Origin of the sequence: Pseudomonas sp. JZ114 (assembly GCF_051027705.1) — a bacterium.
Lineage (GTDB): Bacteria > Pseudomonadota > Gammaproteobacteria > Pseudomonadales > Pseudomonadaceae > Chryseomonas > Chryseomonas luteola.
The window spans coordinates 3,249,492-3,268,875 of sequence record NZ_CP069256.1 but is presented as its reverse complement, the minus strand read 5'-3'; the positions used below and the strand labels follow the sequence as shown (position 1 = coordinate 3,268,875).

At 57.4% G+C, this 19,384-nt stretch carries 18 protein-coding genes; 9 read left to right on the top strand and 9 right to left on the bottom strand.

The genetic code is table 11. The annotated features are described in order from the left end of the window. The first annotated feature begins 168 nt into the window (after positions 1 to 168). The 4 genes from JQR90_RS15465 to JQR90_RS15450 all read left to right on the top strand — a co-directional run bounded on the left by JQR90_RS15465 (position 169) and on the right by JQR90_RS15450 (position 6,466). Positions 169 to 2,607 carry a glycogen/starch/alpha-glucan phosphorylase gene (locus tag JQR90_RS15465; protein WP_010795545.1) on the top strand — a complete coding sequence of 813 codons (2,439 nt, stop codon included), beginning with the start codon at positions 169 to 171 and terminating at the stop codon, positions 2,605 to 2,607. A 58-nt stretch (positions 2,608 to 2,665) separates the two neighbouring features. Continuing rightward, complete coding sequence (glgX, locus tag JQR90_RS15460; protein WP_434140106.1) at positions 2,666 to 4,765, top strand: glycogen debranching protein GlgX; 2,100 nt, start codon at positions 2,666 to 2,668, stop codon at positions 4,763 to 4,765. Positions 4,766 to 4,888: 123 nt separating this feature from the next. Beyond that, the gene (locus tag JQR90_RS15455; protein WP_010795543.1) at positions 4,889 to 5,899 is read left to right on the top strand and encodes a class 1 fructose-bisphosphatase; all 1,011 of its coding nucleotides are present in this window, start codon (positions 4,889 to 4,891) and stop codon (positions 5,897 to 5,899) included. Between the two features lie 159 nt (positions 5,900 to 6,058). Further along, complete coding sequence (locus JQR90_RS15450) at positions 6,059 to 6,466, top strand: hypothetical protein (protein ID WP_010795542.1); 408 nt, start codon at positions 6,059 to 6,061, stop codon at positions 6,464 to 6,466. A 46-nt stretch (positions 6,467 to 6,512) separates the two neighbouring features. Here JQR90_RS15450 and JQR90_RS15445 read toward each other — a convergent pair whose 3' ends face one another. The 6 genes from JQR90_RS15445 to JQR90_RS15420 all read right to left on the bottom strand — a co-directional run bounded on the left by JQR90_RS15445 (position 6,513) and on the right by JQR90_RS15420 (position 12,180). Then, a complete protein-coding gene (locus JQR90_RS15445; RefSeq protein WP_010795541.1) occupies positions 6,513 to 7,100 on the bottom strand; it encodes an O-methyltransferase in 588 nt (195 codons plus the stop codon). A gap of 114 nt (positions 7,101 to 7,214) precedes the next feature. Further along, on the bottom strand, positions 7,215 to 8,264 hold the full coding sequence (locus JQR90_RS15440) for an acyltransferase family protein (RefSeq protein ID WP_010795540.1): 1,050 nt from the start codon (positions 8,262 to 8,264) through the stop codon (positions 7,215 to 7,217). Positions 8,265 to 8,738: 474 nt separating this feature from the next. Further along, the gene (locus tag JQR90_RS15435; protein WP_010795539.1) at positions 8,739 to 9,266 is read right to left on the bottom strand and encodes a hypothetical protein; all 528 of its coding nucleotides are present in this window, start codon (positions 9,264 to 9,266) and stop codon (positions 8,739 to 8,741) included. Between the two features lie 131 nt (positions 9,267 to 9,397). After that, positions 9,398 to 9,538, bottom strand: a complete 141-nt coding sequence (locus JQR90_RS15430) for a hypothetical protein (protein WP_010795538.1) — start codon at positions 9,536 to 9,538, stop codon at positions 9,398 to 9,400. A gap of 53 nt (positions 9,539 to 9,591) precedes the next feature. Beyond that, positions 9,592 to 10,644, bottom strand: a complete 1,053-nt coding sequence (locus JQR90_RS15425) for a GGDEF domain-containing protein (protein ID WP_434140105.1) — start codon at positions 10,642 to 10,644, stop codon at positions 9,592 to 9,594. A gap of 174 nt (positions 10,645 to 10,818) precedes the next feature. Further along, a complete protein-coding gene (locus tag JQR90_RS15420; protein ID WP_010795536.1) occupies positions 10,819 to 12,180 on the bottom strand; it encodes an MATE family efflux transporter in 1,362 nt (453 codons plus the stop codon). A 166-nt stretch (positions 12,181 to 12,346) separates the two neighbouring features. Here JQR90_RS15420 and JQR90_RS15415 point away from each other — a divergent pair, with 166 nt between their 5' ends. Continuing rightward, a complete protein-coding gene (locus JQR90_RS15415; protein ID WP_010795535.1) occupies positions 12,347 to 13,198 on the top strand; it encodes an urea carboxylase-associated family protein in 852 nt (283 codons plus the stop codon). 58 nt (positions 13,199 to 13,256) lie between these two features. Here JQR90_RS15415 and pcp read toward each other — a convergent pair whose 3' ends face one another. From pcp to JQR90_RS15400, 3 genes are read right to left on the bottom strand one after another with little or no spacing between them, the layout of a single operon-like run. Then, complete coding sequence (gene pcp, locus JQR90_RS15410; RefSeq protein ID WP_010795534.1) at positions 13,257 to 13,898, bottom strand: pyroglutamyl-peptidase I; 642 nt, start codon at positions 13,896 to 13,898, stop codon at positions 13,257 to 13,259. Between the two features lie 8 nt (positions 13,899 to 13,906). Beyond that, positions 13,907 to 14,857 carry a DUF979 domain-containing protein gene (locus tag JQR90_RS15405; RefSeq protein WP_010795533.1) on the bottom strand — a complete coding sequence of 317 codons (951 nt, stop codon included), beginning with the start codon at positions 14,855 to 14,857 and terminating at the stop codon, positions 13,907 to 13,909. A 4-nt stretch (positions 14,858 to 14,861) separates the two neighbouring features. Then, a complete protein-coding gene (locus tag JQR90_RS15400; protein WP_010795532.1) occupies positions 14,862 to 15,593 on the bottom strand; it encodes a DUF969 domain-containing protein in 732 nt (243 codons plus the stop codon). A gap of 359 nt (positions 15,594 to 15,952) precedes the next feature. Between JQR90_RS15400 and JQR90_RS15395 the strand changes: the two genes are divergently transcribed. The 4 genes from JQR90_RS15395 to JQR90_RS15380 all read left to right on the top strand — a co-directional run bounded on the left by JQR90_RS15395 (position 15,953) and on the right by JQR90_RS15380 (position 19,338). Next, positions 15,953 to 16,867: a LysR family transcriptional regulator gene (locus JQR90_RS15395; protein WP_010795531.1), complete on the top strand. Its 915-nt coding sequence runs from the start codon at positions 15,953 to 15,955 to the stop codon at positions 16,865 to 16,867. 97 nt (positions 16,868 to 16,964) lie between these two features. Then, positions 16,965 to 17,711 carry a 5-oxoprolinase subunit PxpA gene (locus JQR90_RS15390; RefSeq protein WP_010795530.1) on the top strand — a complete coding sequence of 249 codons (747 nt, stop codon included), beginning with the start codon at positions 16,965 to 16,967 and terminating at the stop codon, positions 17,709 to 17,711. Beyond that, positions 17,708 to 18,388 (top strand): 5-oxoprolinase subunit B family protein, encoded by a 681-nt coding sequence (locus tag JQR90_RS15385; RefSeq protein WP_010795529.1) that lies wholly within the window; start codon positions 17,708 to 17,710, stop codon positions 18,386 to 18,388. The genes JQR90_RS15390 and JQR90_RS15385 overlap by 4 nt, the downstream gene beginning before the upstream one ends. Next, entirely contained in the window at positions 18,385 to 19,338 is a 954-nt protein-coding gene (locus JQR90_RS15380; protein ID WP_010795528.1) for a biotin-dependent carboxyltransferase family protein, read from the top strand. Before JQR90_RS15385 ends, JQR90_RS15380 begins: the two co-directional genes overlap by 4 nt. The last annotated feature ends 46 nt before the right edge of the window (positions 19,339 to 19,384 follow it).

The window sequence follows — 19,384 nt, the reverse complement described above, 5'->3', positions numbered from 1 at the left end:
AGTCGGCGCATAAAAAAGTCGTCGATTCCTTGGACCTATTTGCCGTTTCGACCTACAAAGATAGGTATGCACCCTTAATCATGGGCCGGTCGATGTGTGTCGCCAATGCCTTTCAGACACGCCTGCCGGTCAGCCTATCAGTGTTCGTTATGCCGAGGTTGTTACTAGATGACGAGAGCCCGTTTTATCTCGCCCAACGAAGTTGCTGCTCTGCGTTCAAACATTCTTTCCAAGCTGACCTATGACGTAGGCAAGGACCCCGAGCACGCCCTGGATCATGACTGGTTCATGGCGACTGCCCTGGCGACGCGTGACTATATCGTCGATCGCTGGATGAGTCGGACGCGTGAGGCTTACCGGGCCAACCAGAAGCGCGTCTATTACTTGTCCCTGGAGTTTCTCATTGGCCGCCTGCTGATCGACAGCCTGTCCAATCTGGGCATACTGGAGGAAACCCGTCGCGCACTGGCAGACCTGGGTGTCGACCTTGAGCGTATCCGCGGACTGGAGCCGGACGCTGCCTTGGGTAATGGTGGTCTGGGCCGTCTGGCAGCATGCTTCATGGAAAGCATGGCGACGCTGGGTATTCCTTCTCATGGGTATGGTATTCGCTACGAGCACGGCCTGTTCCGTCAGGTCATCGCTGATGGCTTCCAGCACGAGCAGCCGGAGAACTGGCTTGATTTTGGTAATCCGTGGGAATTCGAGCGTGCCGAGGTCGTGTACGAGATCGGGTTCGGCGGTCATGTCACGCCCTATGAAGGCAACTCCTTGCGCCAGGTCTGGACGCCGGGTGAGAAAGTTCGTGCGGTTGCCTATGACACGCCCATCATGGGGTGGGGTGGGGAAGGGGCCAATACGCTGCGCCTGTGGCGCTCCCGCCCGCTGGAAAACATCAAGCTGGACACCTTCAACGCAGGTGACCATGTCGGGGCCGTAGCCGATCAGGCCCGGGCTGAAAGCATCTCTCGGGTTCTGTATCCGGCCGACAGCACCGAGGCGGGGCAGGAGCTGCGCCTGCGGCAGGAGTATTTCTTCGTGGCCGCCTCGCTGGCAGATCTGACCCGGCGCCATATCAAGCAGCACGGCGACATCATGAGCCTGCCCGAATACGCGGCCATCCAGCTCAATGATACTCACCCAGCCATTGCCGTAGCCGAGTTGATGCGCTTGCTGGTGGATGTGTACGGTCTGCCATGGGACGCTGCCTGGAGCACCACCGTCAACACGCTGTCCTATACCAACCACACCCTTCTGCCAGAAGCATTGGAAACCTGGTCGGTCTATCTGATGGAGCGCCTCCTGCCGCGCCACATGCAGATCATCTACATGATCAATGCCCAGTTCCTCGACTCGCTCCGTGCGCGGGGCGAGACAGATGGCTCCATGCTGTCTTACGTGTCCCTGATCGATGAAAGCCACGGCCGTCGGGTACGTATGGGCAACCTGGCCTTTATCGGTTCGCACAAGGTCAACGGCGTGTCCGGATTGCATACCGAGCTGATGCGCAAGACCGTCTTCCGCTCCATGCACCGGCTCTTCCCGGATCGAATCAACAACAAGACCAACGGCATTACCTTCCGCCGCTGGCTCTATCAGGCCAACCCTGCGTTGACCGATCTTCTGGTGGATGTATTGGGCGAGGATGTCCAGCACGATCCTGAAAAAGCGCTCCCCCGGCTCAAGCCCTATGCCAACGATGCCAATTTTCGAGAGCGTTTTGCCCACCAGCGGTTGCATAACAAGAACAGTTTTGCCGAACTGGTGAAAAAGACGCTGGACGTCTCCCTCAGTACCGACGCCATCTTTGATGTGCAGATCAAGCGCATCCATGAATACAAGCGGCAGCTGATGAACCTGCTACAGACCATTGCGCTGTATCAGGCCATCAAGGACAACCCCAACGGGCAATGGACGCCTCGTGTAAAGATTTTCGCGGGCAAGGCAGCTGCCAGCTATCACCAGGCCAAGCTCATCATCAAGCTGGCCAACGACGTGGCCAAGGTAGTTAATAATGACCCGTCCATTCGTGACCTGCTCAAAGTGGTGTTCCTGCCTAACTACAATGTGAGCCTGGCTGAAGTCATTATCCCGGCGGCCGACCTTTCCGAGCAGATTTCCACAGCGGGTCTCGAGGCGTCAGGCACCAGCAATATGAAATTTGGCCTGAACGGCGCACTTACCATTGGCACGCTCGACGGCGCTAACGTTGAAATGAGCGAGTTTGTCGGTCAGGAACATATGTTCATCTTTGGCCTAAAGGCGGCCGAGGTTGAAGAGCGCCAGCGTATGGGGGGCAACTCTTCGGACATCATCAACAGCTCGCCACGGCTGTCGGCCGTGCTTTCGGCCATTCGCAGCGGGCAGTTTTCACCGGATGATCCCTCTCGCTATAACGGGCTGCTGGACGTGCTGACCTGGCACGACCGCTTCTTGGTCTGTGCTGATTTTGATGCCTATTGGGATGCTCAGGTGGCCGTCGAGGAGCGTTGGAATCAGCCGGACGAGTGGTGGCGCTCAGCGGTACTCAACACGGCCAGTATGGGTTGGTTCTCCTCCGATCGAACCATTCGTGAATACGCCACGGATATCTGGCAAGTCTTGTAAGTCTCAATAGCCGGCACCTTTCGCGTGCCGGCTTTTTTCTGTTTTACGGAGATTTTCTGTGCCCCGCCACGTGACTCATCTCGAAACCGGAAACCCTGCTGAACTGGGCGCGACACTGGTCGGCGATGGCATCAACTTTGCCGTGTGGGCGCCAGAGGCCGAGCGGGTAGAGCTCTGCCTGTACGATGCCAAGGGCGAGCATGAAACCCATCGACTCGTCTTCCACGAAAAGACAGGCAGTGTCTGGCACGGGCATTTTCCGGGAGGTAAGGCGGGGCAGCGTTATGGGCTGCGGGCTTACGGTGCCTATCAGCCTTCTCAAGGACTTTACTTCAACCCTCATAAGCTACTGGTCGATCCTTACGCCAAAGCAGTGGACCGCCCGTTCGTGCTGCATCCCAGTGTCTATGGCTTCGATCCAGACCACCATGATCGCCCGGACCATCGCGACAGCGCGGCTCATGTTCCCAAGGCCATTGTTCAGGCACCGCTAACACCGCTTGAGCTGGAAGGCCCGCGTTACAAGGGTAGCCAAAGCCTCATCTATGAGCTGCATGTGCGTGGCATGACCATGCAGCATCCCAAAGTTCCTAAAACCATGCGTGGCAAACTGGCCGGGCTTCGGCAGCCTGCCGTGATCGAGTATCTGCAAAAGCTTGGCGTGACTACGCTGGAGCTGCTCCCTATTGCGGCCTGGGCGGATGATCGTCATCTGCCCAAGCTTGGGCTTGGCAATTACTGGGGCTATAACCCCGTCACCATGATGGCTGTCGACCCCCGTCTGGCAGGACGTGACGCCATTATTGAGTTACGTGAAACCGTGGCAGCGCTGCATGCGGCAGGGTTCGAGGTCATCCTTGATGTGGTGTTCAACCACACCGGTGAAGGTGACGAGCTGGGTCCGACCTTTTGTATGCGAGGACTGGATAACCGAGGCTATTACCGGCTGCATCCGGACGATCCTTCGGTTTACGTCAATGATGCAGGTTGCGGTAATTGCCTGGCATTGCAACGCGAGCCAGGGCTGAGGCTGACGATGGACTCGCTGCGCTATTGGGTGCAGGCGGCAGGTATAGACGGTTTCCGTTTCGATCTGGCGCCCGCACTTGGGCGGCTTGAGACCGGCTTTAGCGTCGACGCGCCACTCATGTTGGCCATTGCCCAAGATCCGATCCTAAAACAGGTCAAGCTGATCGCCGAGCCTTGGGATATTGGCCCGGGCGGCTATCAGGTCGGGCAGTTCCGCAGCCCTTGGGCTGAATGGAATGATGATTTTCGCGACGATGTTCGCAAGTTCTGGCGGGGCGACGACGGCATGCGTGGCGCACTGGCGACCCGATTGTCAGGAAGCGCCGATCTGTATGACCGGCACGGCCGGAACATCGACGCCAGCATCAACTTTGTGACGGCTCATGATGGGCTCACGCTGGCAGACCTTGTGACTTATGCACATAAGCATAATGAAGCCAATGGCGAAGAAAATCGCGACGGGACTCAAGACAATCACAGCTGGAACAACGGTGCCGAGGGCCCGACCGACGATCCCCACATCAATGAGCAGCGTGCAGCTGATCAGCGTGCCCTGCTGGCAACGCTGCTGCTGGCAGGTGGCACGCCGATGTTGACGGCTGGCGACGAATTCGGTCGCACTCAGCATGGCAACAACAATGCCTATGTTCAGGATAATCCGCTGTCATGGTTGGACTGGGCACTTGCCAGCAGCCCAACCGGCAAACGCCAGATCGATTTTGTCGCCCGGCTGGCTGCGCTGCGTCGTCAATACAAGGCGTTGCAAGCCGAGCACTTCATCGGGCGTCCCGCTCACGGTGACTGGGTTAGCGTGCAATGGCTCGATGCAGAGGGTGAACCCCTGGACGAGGCGGGTTGGAATAGGCCCGAATCTGCACCATTGGCACTGGTGCTCTCGCCCATGAACGGTGCCGGGCACCTCAGGGCAGAGCGGTTATGGCTCTGTTTCCAGCCGCTTAACCATCCTCAGACGTGTCGGTTAGCGCTATCTCGTGACGGCCATCACTGGTCGCTCATTCTAGATAGTGCACGACCTGAACTGGAAGCCGGTCATGCAGTCTACTCCAGCGCCGAAAGCCTAGCGCTCGGCCGCGGTGTTAGCATAGCCGTGGAGTTGCTGCGTCCCTAGCGGCGTGCAGACCTTGTCTCTCGAACAATCAGAACGTTGGGTGGGGCTTGTAGGCCGCTTCGCTTGAGACGGAGCTTGAGCATCCGCGCTACACTGCGCGAACCTTTTCTACCGGAGCCTCACATGTCCCGTATTACGCTGAGCCGCTATCTGATCGAACAGACCCGTAGTCATAAAACCCCAGCCGATCTGCGTTTTCTGATCGAAGTCGTAGGCCGTGCCTGCAAGCGAATCAGCTATGAGGTATCCAAGGGTGCGCTAGGTGGCGTACTGGGCAGCATGGGCACTGAAAACGTTCAGGGCGAAGTTCAGAAGAAGCTGGACGTCCTGTCCAACGAAATCCTGCTTGAAGCCAACGAGTGGGGCGGCACCCTGGCGGGCATGGCGTCCGAAGAGATGGACCAGGTTCACCAGATCCCCGGTGAGTACCCCAAGGGTGCTTATCTGCTGATGTTCGATCCGCTAGACGGCTCCTCCAACATTGACGTGAACGTGTCGGTTGGCACTATCTTCTCCGTTCTGCGTAAGGATCATGGAGGTGCCACCTACGGTGATACCACTGAAGAAGCCTTCATGCAAAAGGGCACTGAGCAGGTCGCTGCAGGCTATGCCATCTATGGCCCCCAGACCATGTTCATTCTGACCCTGGGTGATGGCGTCAAAGGCTTTACCCTGGACCGTGAGCTGGGCAGCTTCGTATTGACACACGAAAACATCTCCATTCCTGAGACAACTGCCGAGTTCGCTATCAACATGTCCAACCAGCGTCACTGGGAGCCGCCGGTACAGCGTTACGTAAGCGAGCTGCTGGCTGGCAAGGAAGGCCCGCTGGAGAAGAACTACAATATGCGCTGGATCGCCTCTATGGTGGCCGATGTGCATCGTATTCTCACCCGTGGCGGTATCTTCATGTACCCACGTGATGCTCGTGAACCGGAAAAGCCCGGCAAGCTGCGTCTGATGTACGAAGCCAACCCGATGGCCATGCTGGTCGAGCAGGCAGGCGGTGCGGCCACCAATGGTTACCAGCGTATTCTGGAAGTGCAACCGGAAGGCCTGCATCAGCGTGTAGCCGTCTTCCTCGGCTCCAAAGAAGAAGTCGAGCGCGTTACCCGTTACCATCAGGACGCCTGATGACCGACTGGCCAATGGTCATTTACCGTTGGCCAGTTCTCTTCTCTCGCTAATGCAGGCTTTGTTCAGCCTGTATTAAGCCGCAATTCAGACGCTGTTAAGGGCTCTTTTTCTACTCTGACCCCTGCTTGCTCATTCATGGCCAGCGAGGACAGCATTATGAATCTCTTTCAGAAAATGGCAGCGTTTGCAGTAATCAATACCGTAAGCTACACCGCCCTGGCAGCAGATCGCGATGCTTCTGTTGAAACCCCGGTCGGCTCTACGAGCGGTGATGTGATGGATACCCGTGACTTACTGCAGACAGCCAAAGAATCCGATACCGGAGATGGGGTTTCCCAAAATCCACACTGGAGTCAGCGCCTTGGGCGCTCCGGTCAGCGCTATACAATCGCAACCCAACGCTTCAACGGTAAGGCTATTGAGCCGCATAACCTCTCCGGGCATTACTCTGGTGTCTCGGCCACAAACCCGCCGGGTACTGTAACTTTCGAGGTTCTGTCCCTTGAGCAAAGTACCTCCGCTCACCAGTCGACACCGTACTCATCTGGCAAAGGGACAATCTGACGGCGTAACCTCTGCACGGGAGCGCAGTGCTCCCGGCAGGGCAGGTTCAAGGCCGACGGGTTGCCAGAAACTCACCTTTGCCTACCGGCACAAGGCAAGTCGAAAAGTCCGGATCGCTCTCAACCAGAGCCTTGAAGGCCGCCATTTCATCGGCATGGGACAAGGCATTGTCCACGATCAGAAGGCCGCCCGGGCGCAGGACTCTTCTGAGGTCAGGCCACCAGCCACAATACTGGCAGCGCTCGGAATCAAGAAATACAAGGTCCAGTGAGTACTTGTCCTGTGCAGCCAGGATGGCACCGCCGTCACTGTGAAGCTGTGTTATCAGCGCCTCGAGCCCGGAGCGCTTGAAGTTCTGCCGTGCCAGCTCGATTTTGGCTTCGGAAAGCTCCACGGTGCGAATGGTTCCGCCCACTGTATGAGCTGCTTTTGCCAGCCATAAAGTGGAGTAGCCATTGGAGGTCCCGATTTCCAAGACACGCTTGGCATTAGTAGCCTGAACCATGACATAAAGAAACTCACCCGTATCACGTGTGATGTTCAGCATGCGACTTGGCCGCTCATGTGTACGGCTATCGTTAATTTCCCCAAAGGTTTCCAGTTCTTTTAATAAAGTATCCAGATCTGAAGGCATTAAGTATCCACTCACTGTTTTTGTTTTAGGGAATTAATACTGCTGGATAATGGTAAGTGTTTGGATAATAAAAAAGCCCCGCCAATATAGTTGGCGGGGCTTTTAGTTAACGCTTTAAGAAGCAACCGGGGGTGTATCGTTACTCGGCTGCTTTGGGTGCTTTTTTAGGAAGTTTAACTTTGGTGCCTGGAACATATAGTCCATGTGCAGTTTCAGCATGATTTTGGCAGCAATAATCGGTACGACAATGCCAACAAGGCATGCTGCAAAAATATGCAGATAGACGTTATCGACATGCAGGAACTTGCTCAGGATAACGCGTACGCCGCTCCCGGCCAGGATGTGCATGAGATAGATCGGCATGGACAGCGTGCCGATGGTAATGAACCACTGAACAGGTTTGCGGGCCAGCAGCATGGACAGGCTCGTAACCAGCAGAATGGCCGATAGCGCCACCATCAGCGACATCCATCCGCGGTCGGTATAAGTGTGATGCGAGATGATATGGAACTGATACTCCAGTCCCGCTGTAACCAGAAGCGTAAAGGCTGCTATGCGACCTGGCTGCGCTTCGATGGCAGCAGCAATATTGGTAAACCAGACGCCAAAGGCGAAAAACACGAAGTTCTGGATCAGAAAGTCGACCAGCATCTGGCGCGGCGCGTATTGCTGGAGCCCGTAGGCCACGGCGGACAGCAGGAAAATGGGTAGGAAAACCTTCTTCGATTTGCTGCCGTACAGCACGATGGACAAAACAAATACAAAGAACAGCGCATACAGGAACCAGAACTGCGCTCTGGGCCGCCACAAGAGGGAGAACACCTCACCCAGCGTCACATCGCCATTGGTATAGCGAGAGAGAAAGGCTTCAATCACGCCCTGCAGGATTGACCAGATAAGGAAAGGGTAGACAACCGTGTCCAGCTTGTTGACGAATACACCCTTGCCGCCGCGACTCGTTAGCGATTTGAAGAAAAACAGGCCAGACAGGAAGAAGAACAACGGCATGTGAAAGCTATAGATGATGCTGTCCACAAGCATGTGCGTCTCGACATCGGTCTTGATGATGCCGGCATTTAAAAGCCCGCGGAGCACATGGCCATAGACAACCAGGATTATGCCAATGGCTTTGGCATAATCGACCCACACATTTCGGTTATTCATTGAACTATCCTTGATTCAAAGGTTGAAACTAAGACGATTTTTTAGAGGTGGTAAGTTGGGATCCAACTGCTCGTCCCTGTGCCTGAGGAGTTCCGCTTCCTTGGTCAGGCTTGGCCGCTTTAATAACAACGCGAGATCGTAAAGCCATCATAAATTAGAATGTGAAACGTATAGTGAAAAGTCTAAAAAAATAATTCCGACAATCGGGATTTGCTTTAAAGTCTGGCCAGACCTGCACACGCTTATTGTTATTGGCAAAATTAAATACGCCAATAAAACCCTGAATAAAGAACGGGTTTTATAACAAGATAAAAACGTGTTTATGGAACAATCACCACTCCAGCGACGAGGTCTGACAATGGCGATGTGCTATTGTTCCGTGGCGCTTTGAAAAGATTTCGCTGTTCTGTCTGGCAGATCGCCAAATCAGCATTTGAGGCTGGACATCTGCACGCTGGAGTGCTCACTGGCAATCTAGAGGTCTGGATTGATGCCCTTGAGCTGCTGTTTGACGAGGATTTTCTCGTAATCGGGTGAGGTGTAGATCAGAAGTGCCTGCCGCTTCATGTCTGCGTTGGTGGAAAACCTGTAGAACACCGTATTGTTATCGAACGCCATGAACGCATGACTGTTGGGCTGACTTTCCAGTTTGATGAAGTGATCGGACGGCGATTGCGAGGAGGGTGGCCCATATTTCTCGGTCAGGCCTTGAGCAATGAGAAAGCTCTTTTCAACTGGCGTGACAATCGAAAGGCGCAAGAAGCGGTTGTCGATAAAGAACAGCCCAGCCTCAAGGCTATCCTTGCCCAGCTTAAGATCGGGGCAGCTGTAATACTCCAGCCCCTCGATAGGTGCAGTACGCGGTGTCAGGGTGCAGATCTTGCTTTCCAGTACCGTTTGCTTGCTATCACCAAAGTGCAAATCCTTATAGCCGTCTACGGCTTGGGAAAGGCCTGCATGCAGCGAAGCGATAACGCCTAGCAGATACCCTGACTTGCGCATTACATGACATTCCGACGTAAGGGTGAATGATGATGACGCGCATCATACCTCATGTCAGCGATGTTGAAAGAAGTGGTGCATTCGCCGGGTAAGCCGAGAGGGGAGCCCAGGCTTACCCGTTCAGAGGTGAATTACCAGACGCCAGGAGGAATGATGTCGTCAGAGTCATATTTGATCTTGTCGACGTTCTCTTTCTTGCTGTGTTCCGGCGTCGTGTCATCCAGGGTTTCAGGCTGGGTATCGTCCTTGGGATAGTCATCAGCTTCAGGCATACAGGCGTCCTCCAGTGGATACGGGGTCTCTTGTTTGGGCCGATAAATGCCCGTCAGGTTCCTTGGGAACCTGATTCAGACGCCATCACGACTCGATTACGGCCCTCGTGCTTGGCCTGATAAAGAGCTGCATCAGCGCGTTTCAACAGTGACTCGGCAGGCTCATCCGCATCCCCATCTGTACCGCCAATACTGGTAGTAACCGTAACAGGGCCGTTGACGGTCAAAAAGGGAGTATCGGCAATGGCAAAGCGTATGCGTTCCGCGATGCCATCCAGCTGCTCCGCCTTGTCGATGCGGGTAATCACGGCAAACTCTTCACCTCCCAGTCTGAGTAACAGGTCATGGGGGCGAAGCGTGGTGGCGATCCGGTGGGCGGTTTCGACAAGCACCTGATCACCTGCGGCATGGCCATGCTGATCGTTGACTGCCTTGAAGTGATCCAGGTCGATGAACAATGCGCCGATTCGCTCGTTGTTGCGCCGTGCGACAGCTTGCTCGACCGGATAGAAGTGCTCCAGCGCCGCACGATTCCATAATTGTGTCAGCGGATCGAGCATCGCCCTGCGGCGTTCGCGTGAGATAACGGTGCGCAGGTAGCGGGTCTGCTCTGAAAGGCTGCGTAGTTTCAAGTAGCCGTCAGCCATTTGGGCAAGGTCCCTCAGGCGGTCACGCTCCTGAGCCGTCAGCTGCTTGGGCTCGGAATGCATCAGGCACAAGGTGCCAATGGGCAGACCTGATGGCGCTACGAGGGGATGCCCGGCATAAAACCGTATGTACGGGGGCTCGATCACTAGTGGGTTGGATGCAAAACGCTCATCGCTCAAGGCGTCCGGTACGATCAGCGGGCGATGGGTATCGAGCAGGGCATGGGCACAAAAGGCAACACTGCGTGCTGTAGCGCTGAAGGGTGATCCGCACTGGGCCTTGATGCATTGTTGTTCACGGTCGATCAAGCTGATCAGCACTCGGTCGACCTTGAACAGGTCCCGCGCGATCCGCACCAGGGCATTCATATAGGCATCCGCCGGAGTATCCAGTATTTCAAGCGACTCCAGCGCTTTTTGGCGCTCGGCTTCACGAGGGTGTGCAGGCGCAGCGTGCATGGTGAATCCTGTGACAGGTAGGTGCGATAACATTGTTTTAGAAGGCGTTCCGCTTGATATGACCCTTGGAAACGCGCGGTGTTGCCAAGGGAGATAGGCGGCGTATAGGAGGCGAGGGGCGAAGCCCGGCTGTCGTCTCTCCGCCGGGCTACCTGTGCCAACCTTTGCTAGGCATCAAGAAGGGTCTTGATAGTGCTGATCAGGTATCCAGGCGTTGCGTCTGGTCATCTGCCAGGCCTGAAAGCTCTGGACGATACCTCTCAAGGCCATGAAGCCCAGAAACGACAACCACAGCCCATGGTTGCCCAGGTCTTTGAGCGCAATGCCTAGCGGAATGGCGAGCAGGACGGCAATGACCATCGCATTGCGCATTTCCCGGGCTCGGGTTGCTCCGATGAACAGCCCATCCAGCAGGTAACTGCTCATGGCAATGACTGGCAGTGCGGCCAGATACGGAAGGTATGTATAAGCCGCTTCACGTACCGCGGGAAGATCGCTTTGCAAGTCGATGAAGCGTGCACCGAACAAGGCAAACCCCAGGGCAAATAAGAGACTGGCCAGCAGCGACCAGCCGGCGGCAATGACCAAGGTTTGCCGGAGGGCCTTGCGATCACGAGCCCCAATGGCGTGCCCTGCCAACGCTTCCACCGCATGGGCAAGTCCATCCAGGGCGAATGCGGTCACCATCAGGCCATTGAAGAGAAGGGCGTTAGCGGCCACCGTGGCATTACCTAGACGTGCGCCCTGAAATGTGATCAGAAAGAAGACGCCTTGCAAGGCCAGCGAGCGGATAAAGATATCGCGGTTAACCGCCAGCAGGGGGCGCCAGGTGGACCAGCGCTTGAGTCGCGCGATGCGAACCGCGCCTGCCATGTGATGCAGTGTCTGGCGCGCCAGCCATAGGCCAAGCCCCACGCCGAACCACTCAGCCAGGGCGGTTGCTGCTGCAATACCGCGAATGCCCCAGCCAAAGCCGAACACGAACAATACGTCGAGCAGCAGATTGACGATGTTGGTGGTCAGCAGCATCGCCAGCGGCGCACGCGCATTCTGGGTGCCCAGCAGCCAGCCGATCAGGGCATAGCTCGACAGGGCGGCAGGCAGACCCAACAGGCGAATCTGGAAAAAGCGCTCGGTGGCTTCGCTCAACGCTGCCGAGGAGGTCATGCTGTTCAGCAGCAGAGGAAGGCCTAGCAGTGAAAGGCCGATCAACCCCAGCGCCAGCACACAGGCCAGCAACAGACCTTGCAACAGAATTTGCCGAAGCGCACTGCCATCCTTACGGCCGCTGGCTTGCGCAGCGAAGCCGGTCGTTCCCATGCGTAGGAAGCCCAGCACCGCGACCATTGTAGTGTAGAGGCTTCCCCCCACCGCCACGGCGCCCAGATCATGTACATCCGGCAGATGACCGGCGATGGCGCTATCTAGCAGGGTCACGAGGGGTACGGTCAGGTTGGACAGAATCATCGGGCCGGCCAGCAGCCAGACACGACGATGCATTGGACGGTAGCGCCAATCGGCAAGCAGGGTGGACATAAGGGCTCCAGTCAGCAGAACCCCTAGTGTAAAGGCTTACCGATCATCATGTTTCATGGCTGAGAAAACAGTACTGGCCGGGCAGGGGCGGTAGGGCTAGTGTTGAGGGTGCGCCATCGGCATGGCATTACCTGTGTAGTGATTTTTCTTTGGGAAAGGAGCTGACATGTACAAGCATTACCCTGCTGCCTATCAAGCAAGTCATGGTTCGGCCCTGTCGGTGGATACGGCCTTCTATGACCGTATTCGGGAGGGCAAGGACAAGCGGACGCTTATTGAGTCCTTTGACGTTCCGATCCGTACCGGTCGTGCGTGGCGGGTGCCGGCCGGGCATGTCTTTCGAGTGACGACGCCTGTAGGGCCGCAAGTGGGCGACTTCAATATCTGGAATGCCCATGATCCACGGGAGCGGCTATGGGCAGCCCGTACCCGTCAGCTACAGGGCGCTCATGTGTCTATCTATGATCGACTGTGGTCGAACCTGCCCTTTCTGCGGCCAATGGTCACCATCACGGACGACACCCTGGCTAGTTATGGCATCGACGAACATGGCGGACGCATTCATGACCTGCTGGGTACCCGCTGCGATCCTTACGTCAACAAGCTCCTGACCGGAGAAGATTTCCATCATCACTGCCATTCGAACCTGACCCGCGCGGTATTGCCCTACGGGCTGACCGAGTTCGACGTACATGATGTGCTAAACATTTTTCAGGTGACCGGGCTTAACGATGAGGACATGTACTTCATGAAGGCCTGCCCGGCGAAGCAAGGAGACTACCTGGAGTTTTTCACGGAGATCGACGTGCTGTGCGCTCTGTCGACCTGCCCAGGTGGTGATCTGTCCGTTGCGCTGTGGGGGCCGGACGCGCAAGACCCGCTGTCCGTCTGCCGCCCTCTGGGCGTTGAGGTTTATTCGCTGGATGACACCCTACTGGCAGGCTGGTCATCCCCGGAGCGGGCGGGTTACAAGGGAAACCACGGCCTGGAACTGGTGAGGCCTGCGTGGGATCGGTGAAGGACTGTCCTTTTGAGCCTTGCACTGCACAGCCGTTGTTCCGCGTAACGGTAAACAGCTAGTTCAGTTGTCCGCCGGTTTCCTTGAGGTCGTTGGGCGTCATCATAGCCGCCTTCACGGCTATTCCAAGGCCCGCTACCAGGGTCTCGAGTGCCATGGAGGGCTGGCCTGGATGCCGGGCCGCTTGTTCGGGCAGATAAGGGATATGGATGAAGCCGCCGCGCACATTCGTGCCGGCGAGCCGGTGCATCAGTCCATAAAACACATGGTTGCAGACAAATGTGCCAGCCGTCTGCGATACCGAGGCAGGAATACCGGCATCCCTGAGTGCCCGTACAATGGCTTTAATAGGTAGCGTCGAGAAATAGGCCGCCGGACCGCCTGGCACTACAGGTGTATCGATGGGTTGTTGACCATTATTGTCGGGAATACGAGCATCGTTCACGTTGATGGCTATGCGCTCGAGGGTCAGGTCCGTACGCCCCCCGGCCTGGCCTACACCAATCACCAGGGCGGGCCGATGAGCTGCCAGCATGTGATCCAGCGAGACCAAGGCAGCACCAAAGACGCACGGCAGCTGGCGCGTGATGATGTAGGCATCGCCCAGATTCAAACCATCCAGTTGGCGCACGGCCTCCCAGGAAGGATTCACGAGCTCGTTCTCGAACGGTTCGAATCCGGTCAACAGGATGGTAGTCATGGTGGTCCTCACATCAGGATATATAGCAGCATGATATTAACTGCCAATAGACTCAAGGCGGTGGGGATTTGTGCCTTGATGACACTATTCTTGTCCGGCAGATTCAGCAGGGCGGCTGGCACGATGTTGTAGTTGGCTGCCATGGGTGTCATCAGCGTGCCGCAGTAGCCTGAGAACATGCCTATGGCCGCCATCACCGCCGGGTTGGCATCGTACTGCCCGATCAGAACCGGAACGCCCACACCGCCTGTCATCACCGGGAAAGCCGCAAAGCCGTTACCCATAATGATGGTAAACAGCGCCATCCCCACGACATACACGGCCACCGCCACGAAGCGGAAATCCATATTGATATAGGAGGTGGTGAGGTGGGCGACAGCCTTGCCAACGCCCGCATCGTTGAACAGGAGCCCCAGCATGGCGAGCATTTGCGGCAGTACCAGGGCCCAGCCCAGGGCCTCGGTCAGGCGGCGTGATTCGCGCATGGATTGCATGGGCGTATCGCGCGTCAGCCAGCAGGCGAGGGCCAGGGAAACCAGACAGCCGACACCCAGGGAGACAAAGGTCGTATTTTTAGGGTCCAGCAGTGGAAGGCCACCGATCTGCACGTCTTTGACCACTACCGAGCCGATAACGGTGACCAGTGGAATGGCCAGGGCGGGAATGAACAGTTTGTTCTTGAGGCGCAGCGCACTGGTTTGGCGTTTTTCAGCAGGCAATTCCCCATGCTTGCCCAGTCCGACGCCACCTGTGCCTGCAATGACGGCCATGACCAGCACGCCTACGCCTACCCAGGCGGGCGGCAATAGATCGCCTACCAAAAAGACAAGGCTGAACAGCGCCCAGAAAAAACCTGTCGTCCAGCGCTTGGGATGAGCGCGATCGGCAAAGGTCATGATTGCCGTGATTGCCAGGATGATGCCGGCCAGCCAGTAAAGGTATTGAATCGGGAGGATCATGGCATCACTCCTGACGGCCGATAGGCGTATGGTCGGCGTCCGGACGTTTTCCGCCCAGCTCGCGCTCCAGTTGGCTATTGAAGCGCTTGAGGCGAATGGCATGGATGATGAATGCACAGATGGCGGTAGGAATGCCCCAGACCGCAATGTGCAGCGGCTCAACATCGATATTGGAGCCGAGCAGGAAGGTATGCATCAGGGCGATGGCACCAAAGGCGACAAAGATGTCCTCGCCAAAAAACAGGCCGACATTATCGGTAGCAGCGCACAAGGCGAGCAGTTTGTAGCGGATTTTCTCAGGCAGCTTGCCGTAGCGGTTTTCCGCAGCCCCTTCGGCCATGGGCGCGAGCAAAGGGCGCACCATCTGCGGATGCCCTCCAAGGCTGGTCAGACCCAGCGCAGCCGTCAGCTCCCGTACAAACAGGTAAAAGATCAGGAGCCGGCCCACCGTGGCGGTGCGGATCTTGGCAATCCAGTTCTGGGCATGTTCACGCAGGCCATGTCGCTCGAGAAGACCGATTACGGCAAGCGGCAGGAGGATGATGAGGGGCAGGGCACGTGTCTTGACGAACCCGGCGCCGATAGTGGCAAGAATGGTCTCGAACGGCATGGATGCCGCAAAACCGGTCGCCAGGGCTGCCAGGGCCACGACCAGCATGGGATTGAAGCGCAGCACAAAGCCGATGACGATGACCAGCACACCGATCAGTGGCCACAGGTTGACTGTGGTTTGCATAGGGAGTCTCCCTCGCCGGTTATGCCCAGGCAGGTGGGTTTGACGGCTGTGTGGAGGCGATCGGGAGCGCCTCCTTTGATGTTTACGCCGCCCGAGCCGGCGTCAGTTCTTGTTATGACTGCAACGGGCGCGATCGCGCCAAAGGTATCGATCTGCGATACCAGAAACCTGCAGTGGCTCGCTCAAGGCGAAGCGTCCCCATTTTTTGTATGGATAGTGAAGAACGTCCAACAAATAAAAGTGTTCACCGCTGATTGATAAAAAGCGTGGCCTTTCAGGGGCGAGGCGACTGACGGCCAGTGGTGAGAGGTCGTTCAAAGGGGGTAGAGTGAAATGCTCCACGGGGATGGTAAGCCAGCATGAACCTTCGCTTTCTCGAAACATTTGTCTGGGTGGCGCGTCTGGGCAGCTTTCGGTTGACAGCCGAAAAACTGTCCAGCACCCAGGCGGCAATTTCCAGCCGTATCGCCGTGCTTGAAGGCGAGCTGGGTGTCCAGCTGTTCCTGCGCGATCCGCGAGGCGTCACGCTGACAGCCGATGGCCAGAAGGTCTTGGGTTATGCCGAGCGGATGATCGATACCTGGCACGACCTGCGCAAAGTGCTTGGGCAGGAAACCCGGCTGAGCGGACGGATACGCATCGGCGCCATGGACACGGTTATTCACAGCTGGCTGAGCGCCTTGTTCACCTGTGTAACCGACGCCCATCCAAACGTGGAAATCGAGCTGCTGGCCGATACGGCGCTCAACTTGAGCGACCAGCTGCTCAAGGGACAGCTTGATCTGGTATTCCAGACCGATCTCTTGCGCGCCGAAAGCGTGCGTAACCTGAAGCTGGCCAGTTATCCCATCCGCTGGGTGGTTGCAACCGACTCGCCGCTCAACCGCGCGTACACGAGTCTGGATGAGCTGGCCCGCGAGCGGTTGATTACCTTCTCGCGTAATTCGCGTCCCCATCAGGACCTGCTTAACTTTCTGCATCAGCACGGGATTTCAACGCCCCGGGTCTCCTGCGTCAACTCGGCGGCGGCCATCATCCAGTTGATCAGGGACGGATTTGGCATTGGTGCATTGCCCCCGGCCCTCGTTAGCGAGGCGCTGAAGCACGGGGCCCTGGCGCTTCTGCCTTTCGAGGCACCGCCGCCGTTTGCCGTGTATGCCAGTTGGCATACGGGCGTGGGACTGACGTTGAACGAGGCCATTGTGGCGCTCAGCCAGCAGGTGGTCGGCGGCTTCTGTGCGCAGGTGGGACCTGAACAGGCATTACCGGCCTGAAGCAACAAAGCCTTATCGCCGGGGGCCGGAAAGTTTTGTTGGACAGCCGGCATGATTTCCTCAAAGACTGGTTTTTCCGCATCAAGGGAATCCTGATATGAGCACGCGTATCCTTCTGAATTGCGATATGGGCGAAAGCTTCGGGGTCTGGACGATGGGCGACGATGCTCATGCCATGCCACTGGTGGACCAGGCCAATCTCGCGTGTGGCTTCCATGCTTCGGACCCGCTGACGATGCAGAAAACCGTGGCCCTGGCCGTAAGACATGGTGCTCGAATCGGTGCTCATCCGGCCTATCCGGATCTGGTCGGCTTTGGCCGCCGGCATATGGTGTGCTCGCCGGAGGAGGTGAAGGCGCTGGTGCTCTATCAAATCGGTGCACTGGATGCCTTCTGCCGCGCAGCAGGAACGACCGTGCAATATGTGAAACCTCACGGTGCCCTGTATAACGATCTGGTGCGTAACGATACCTTGCTCAATGCCGTGCTCGAGGCCTGTTTGCAGTTTCGTGAGGGGCTACCGCTTATGGTGCTCGCCAAGACGGACAACACCCGTGAGCAGCAGCTGGCGGAGAAAGTCGGCGTACCCTTGCTGCGTGAGGCCTTCGCCGACCGCGCCTACATGCCCGACGGGCAATTGGCGCCTCGCCGGGAAACGGGCTCGGTCCATCATGATCCTGAACGTATTCTGTCCCAGGCGATCGCTATTTCCCGCGGGGATGCCTTTCCCGGTTTCGATGGCCAACCCATGTGCCTGACGGCAGACAGCCTGTGTGTCCATGGAGACAACGCCGAGTCACTCGCTGTGTTACGTCGCCTGCGGGCGGCTCTGGATGCGGCATGATCCGGATTGAGCCCTACGGCGCCGAGGCGCTGATGTTGACCCTGGCGGATACACCCACGCCCGATCTCCCCGGACGTATTGCCCGTCTGGCCGATCTGATTGAACACACACTGGGCGACGGTGTGATCGATTTGGTGCCGGGCTGGAATACGTTGCTCATTCACTATGACTTGCTGCGCTACGACCTGACGGACATTCAGGCTCGCGTCACGGCGATCGTCGAGCGTTGGCGCAAGGAGCCGGAAGCCGTGCAGAGCTCTTCACGCCGGCATGAAGTGCCCGTCTGGTACTGCGGGCCGGACCTGGAGCCGGTGGCCAAGGCCTGCTCGCTGACGGTCGCGGAATTGATTGCTTTGCATAGCGGACGCGATTATCTGGTCGGTGCCATCGGCTTTGCGCCCGGTTTTGCCTATATGGGCGAGTTGGATGAGCGAATTGTCCTGCCTCGACTGGCCTCACCACGGCCTCGGGTGGAGGCTGGCAGCGTGGCGATTGCCGAGCGCATGACCGCCATCTATCCCCAGGCGTCACCCGCGGGCTGGCATATCCTTGGACTAAGTGCCTGGCCGCTCTTTGACGCACAGGCCGAGCTGCCATGTCCGCTTGCTGTGGGCGATCGGGTTCGGTTCGTTGCGGTTGACGAGGCCGCCTATCGCGCCGCGGGAGGTCAGGTATGAAAGGGTTGAAAGTCATAAAACCGGGGCCGCTGAGCCTGCTGCAGGACGTCGGTCGTTATGGGTGGCGTCATCTGGGCGTATCCACATCAGGTCCGATGGACCGTCAGGCGGCGGCCTGGGCCAATCATCTACTCGAGAATCCCTATGGCAGTCCGGTCCTGGAAATTGCCCTGGGTGGTGTAGAGCTGGAAGCTCAGGTCGATACCTGGCTGGCACTGACCGGGGCGCCGCTGGGCGCGACGGTAGATGGACAGACGGTTCCTGCCTGGTCGCGCTTCTGCATGAAGGCCGGGCAGCGGCTGCAATTGGGATTTGCCCAGGCCGGGCAACGCGCTTACCTGGGCGTAGTGGGTGGCTTCAGGGGTAAGGCCGTGCTGGGTAGCGTGGCCACACATTGTCGCGAAGGTCTGGGCGGCCTGAATGGCGATGGTCAAGCGTTGCAGGCTGATGACATTCTGGTTTGCAGCCCTGGGCTTGAGGCTTTCGACAAGGCACTGGGTGCGGCGAGCCGCTTCATTCCCGACTACCGCGAGTCTCCGGTGTTGCGTCTGGTCGTCGGGGGCGATGGAGAAGCCTTTGCGGTCGAGCAGCGGGATCGGTTCTTTGGTTCATCCTGGCGAATCAGTCCTCAGGCCGATCGCATGGGGATTCGTCTACAGGGCGATGCACCGCTTGCAGCGCCAGTCCGTCAGTGGTCTCTGGGGGTTCTGGCCGGAGCGGTGCAGGTTCCGCCGGAAGGCCAGCCCATTGTGCTCATGGCAGACTGTCAGACCATGGGGGGATATCCGGTCCTCGGCTTTGTGCATCCGCTGGATCTCTGCCGGCTGGCGCAATGCCCCGCCCACCATGAAGTGCGCTTCAGGCCGATGGAGCTAGAGGAGGCCCAGGGTGATCTCAAGCGGTTCTATCGGTTTTTCAAGCACCATGAAATGAACTTATGTGCGGACTAGAGGGTGCCGTTTGTGCGAGTGATTTTTGCTGAGCCGTGCGTCATGA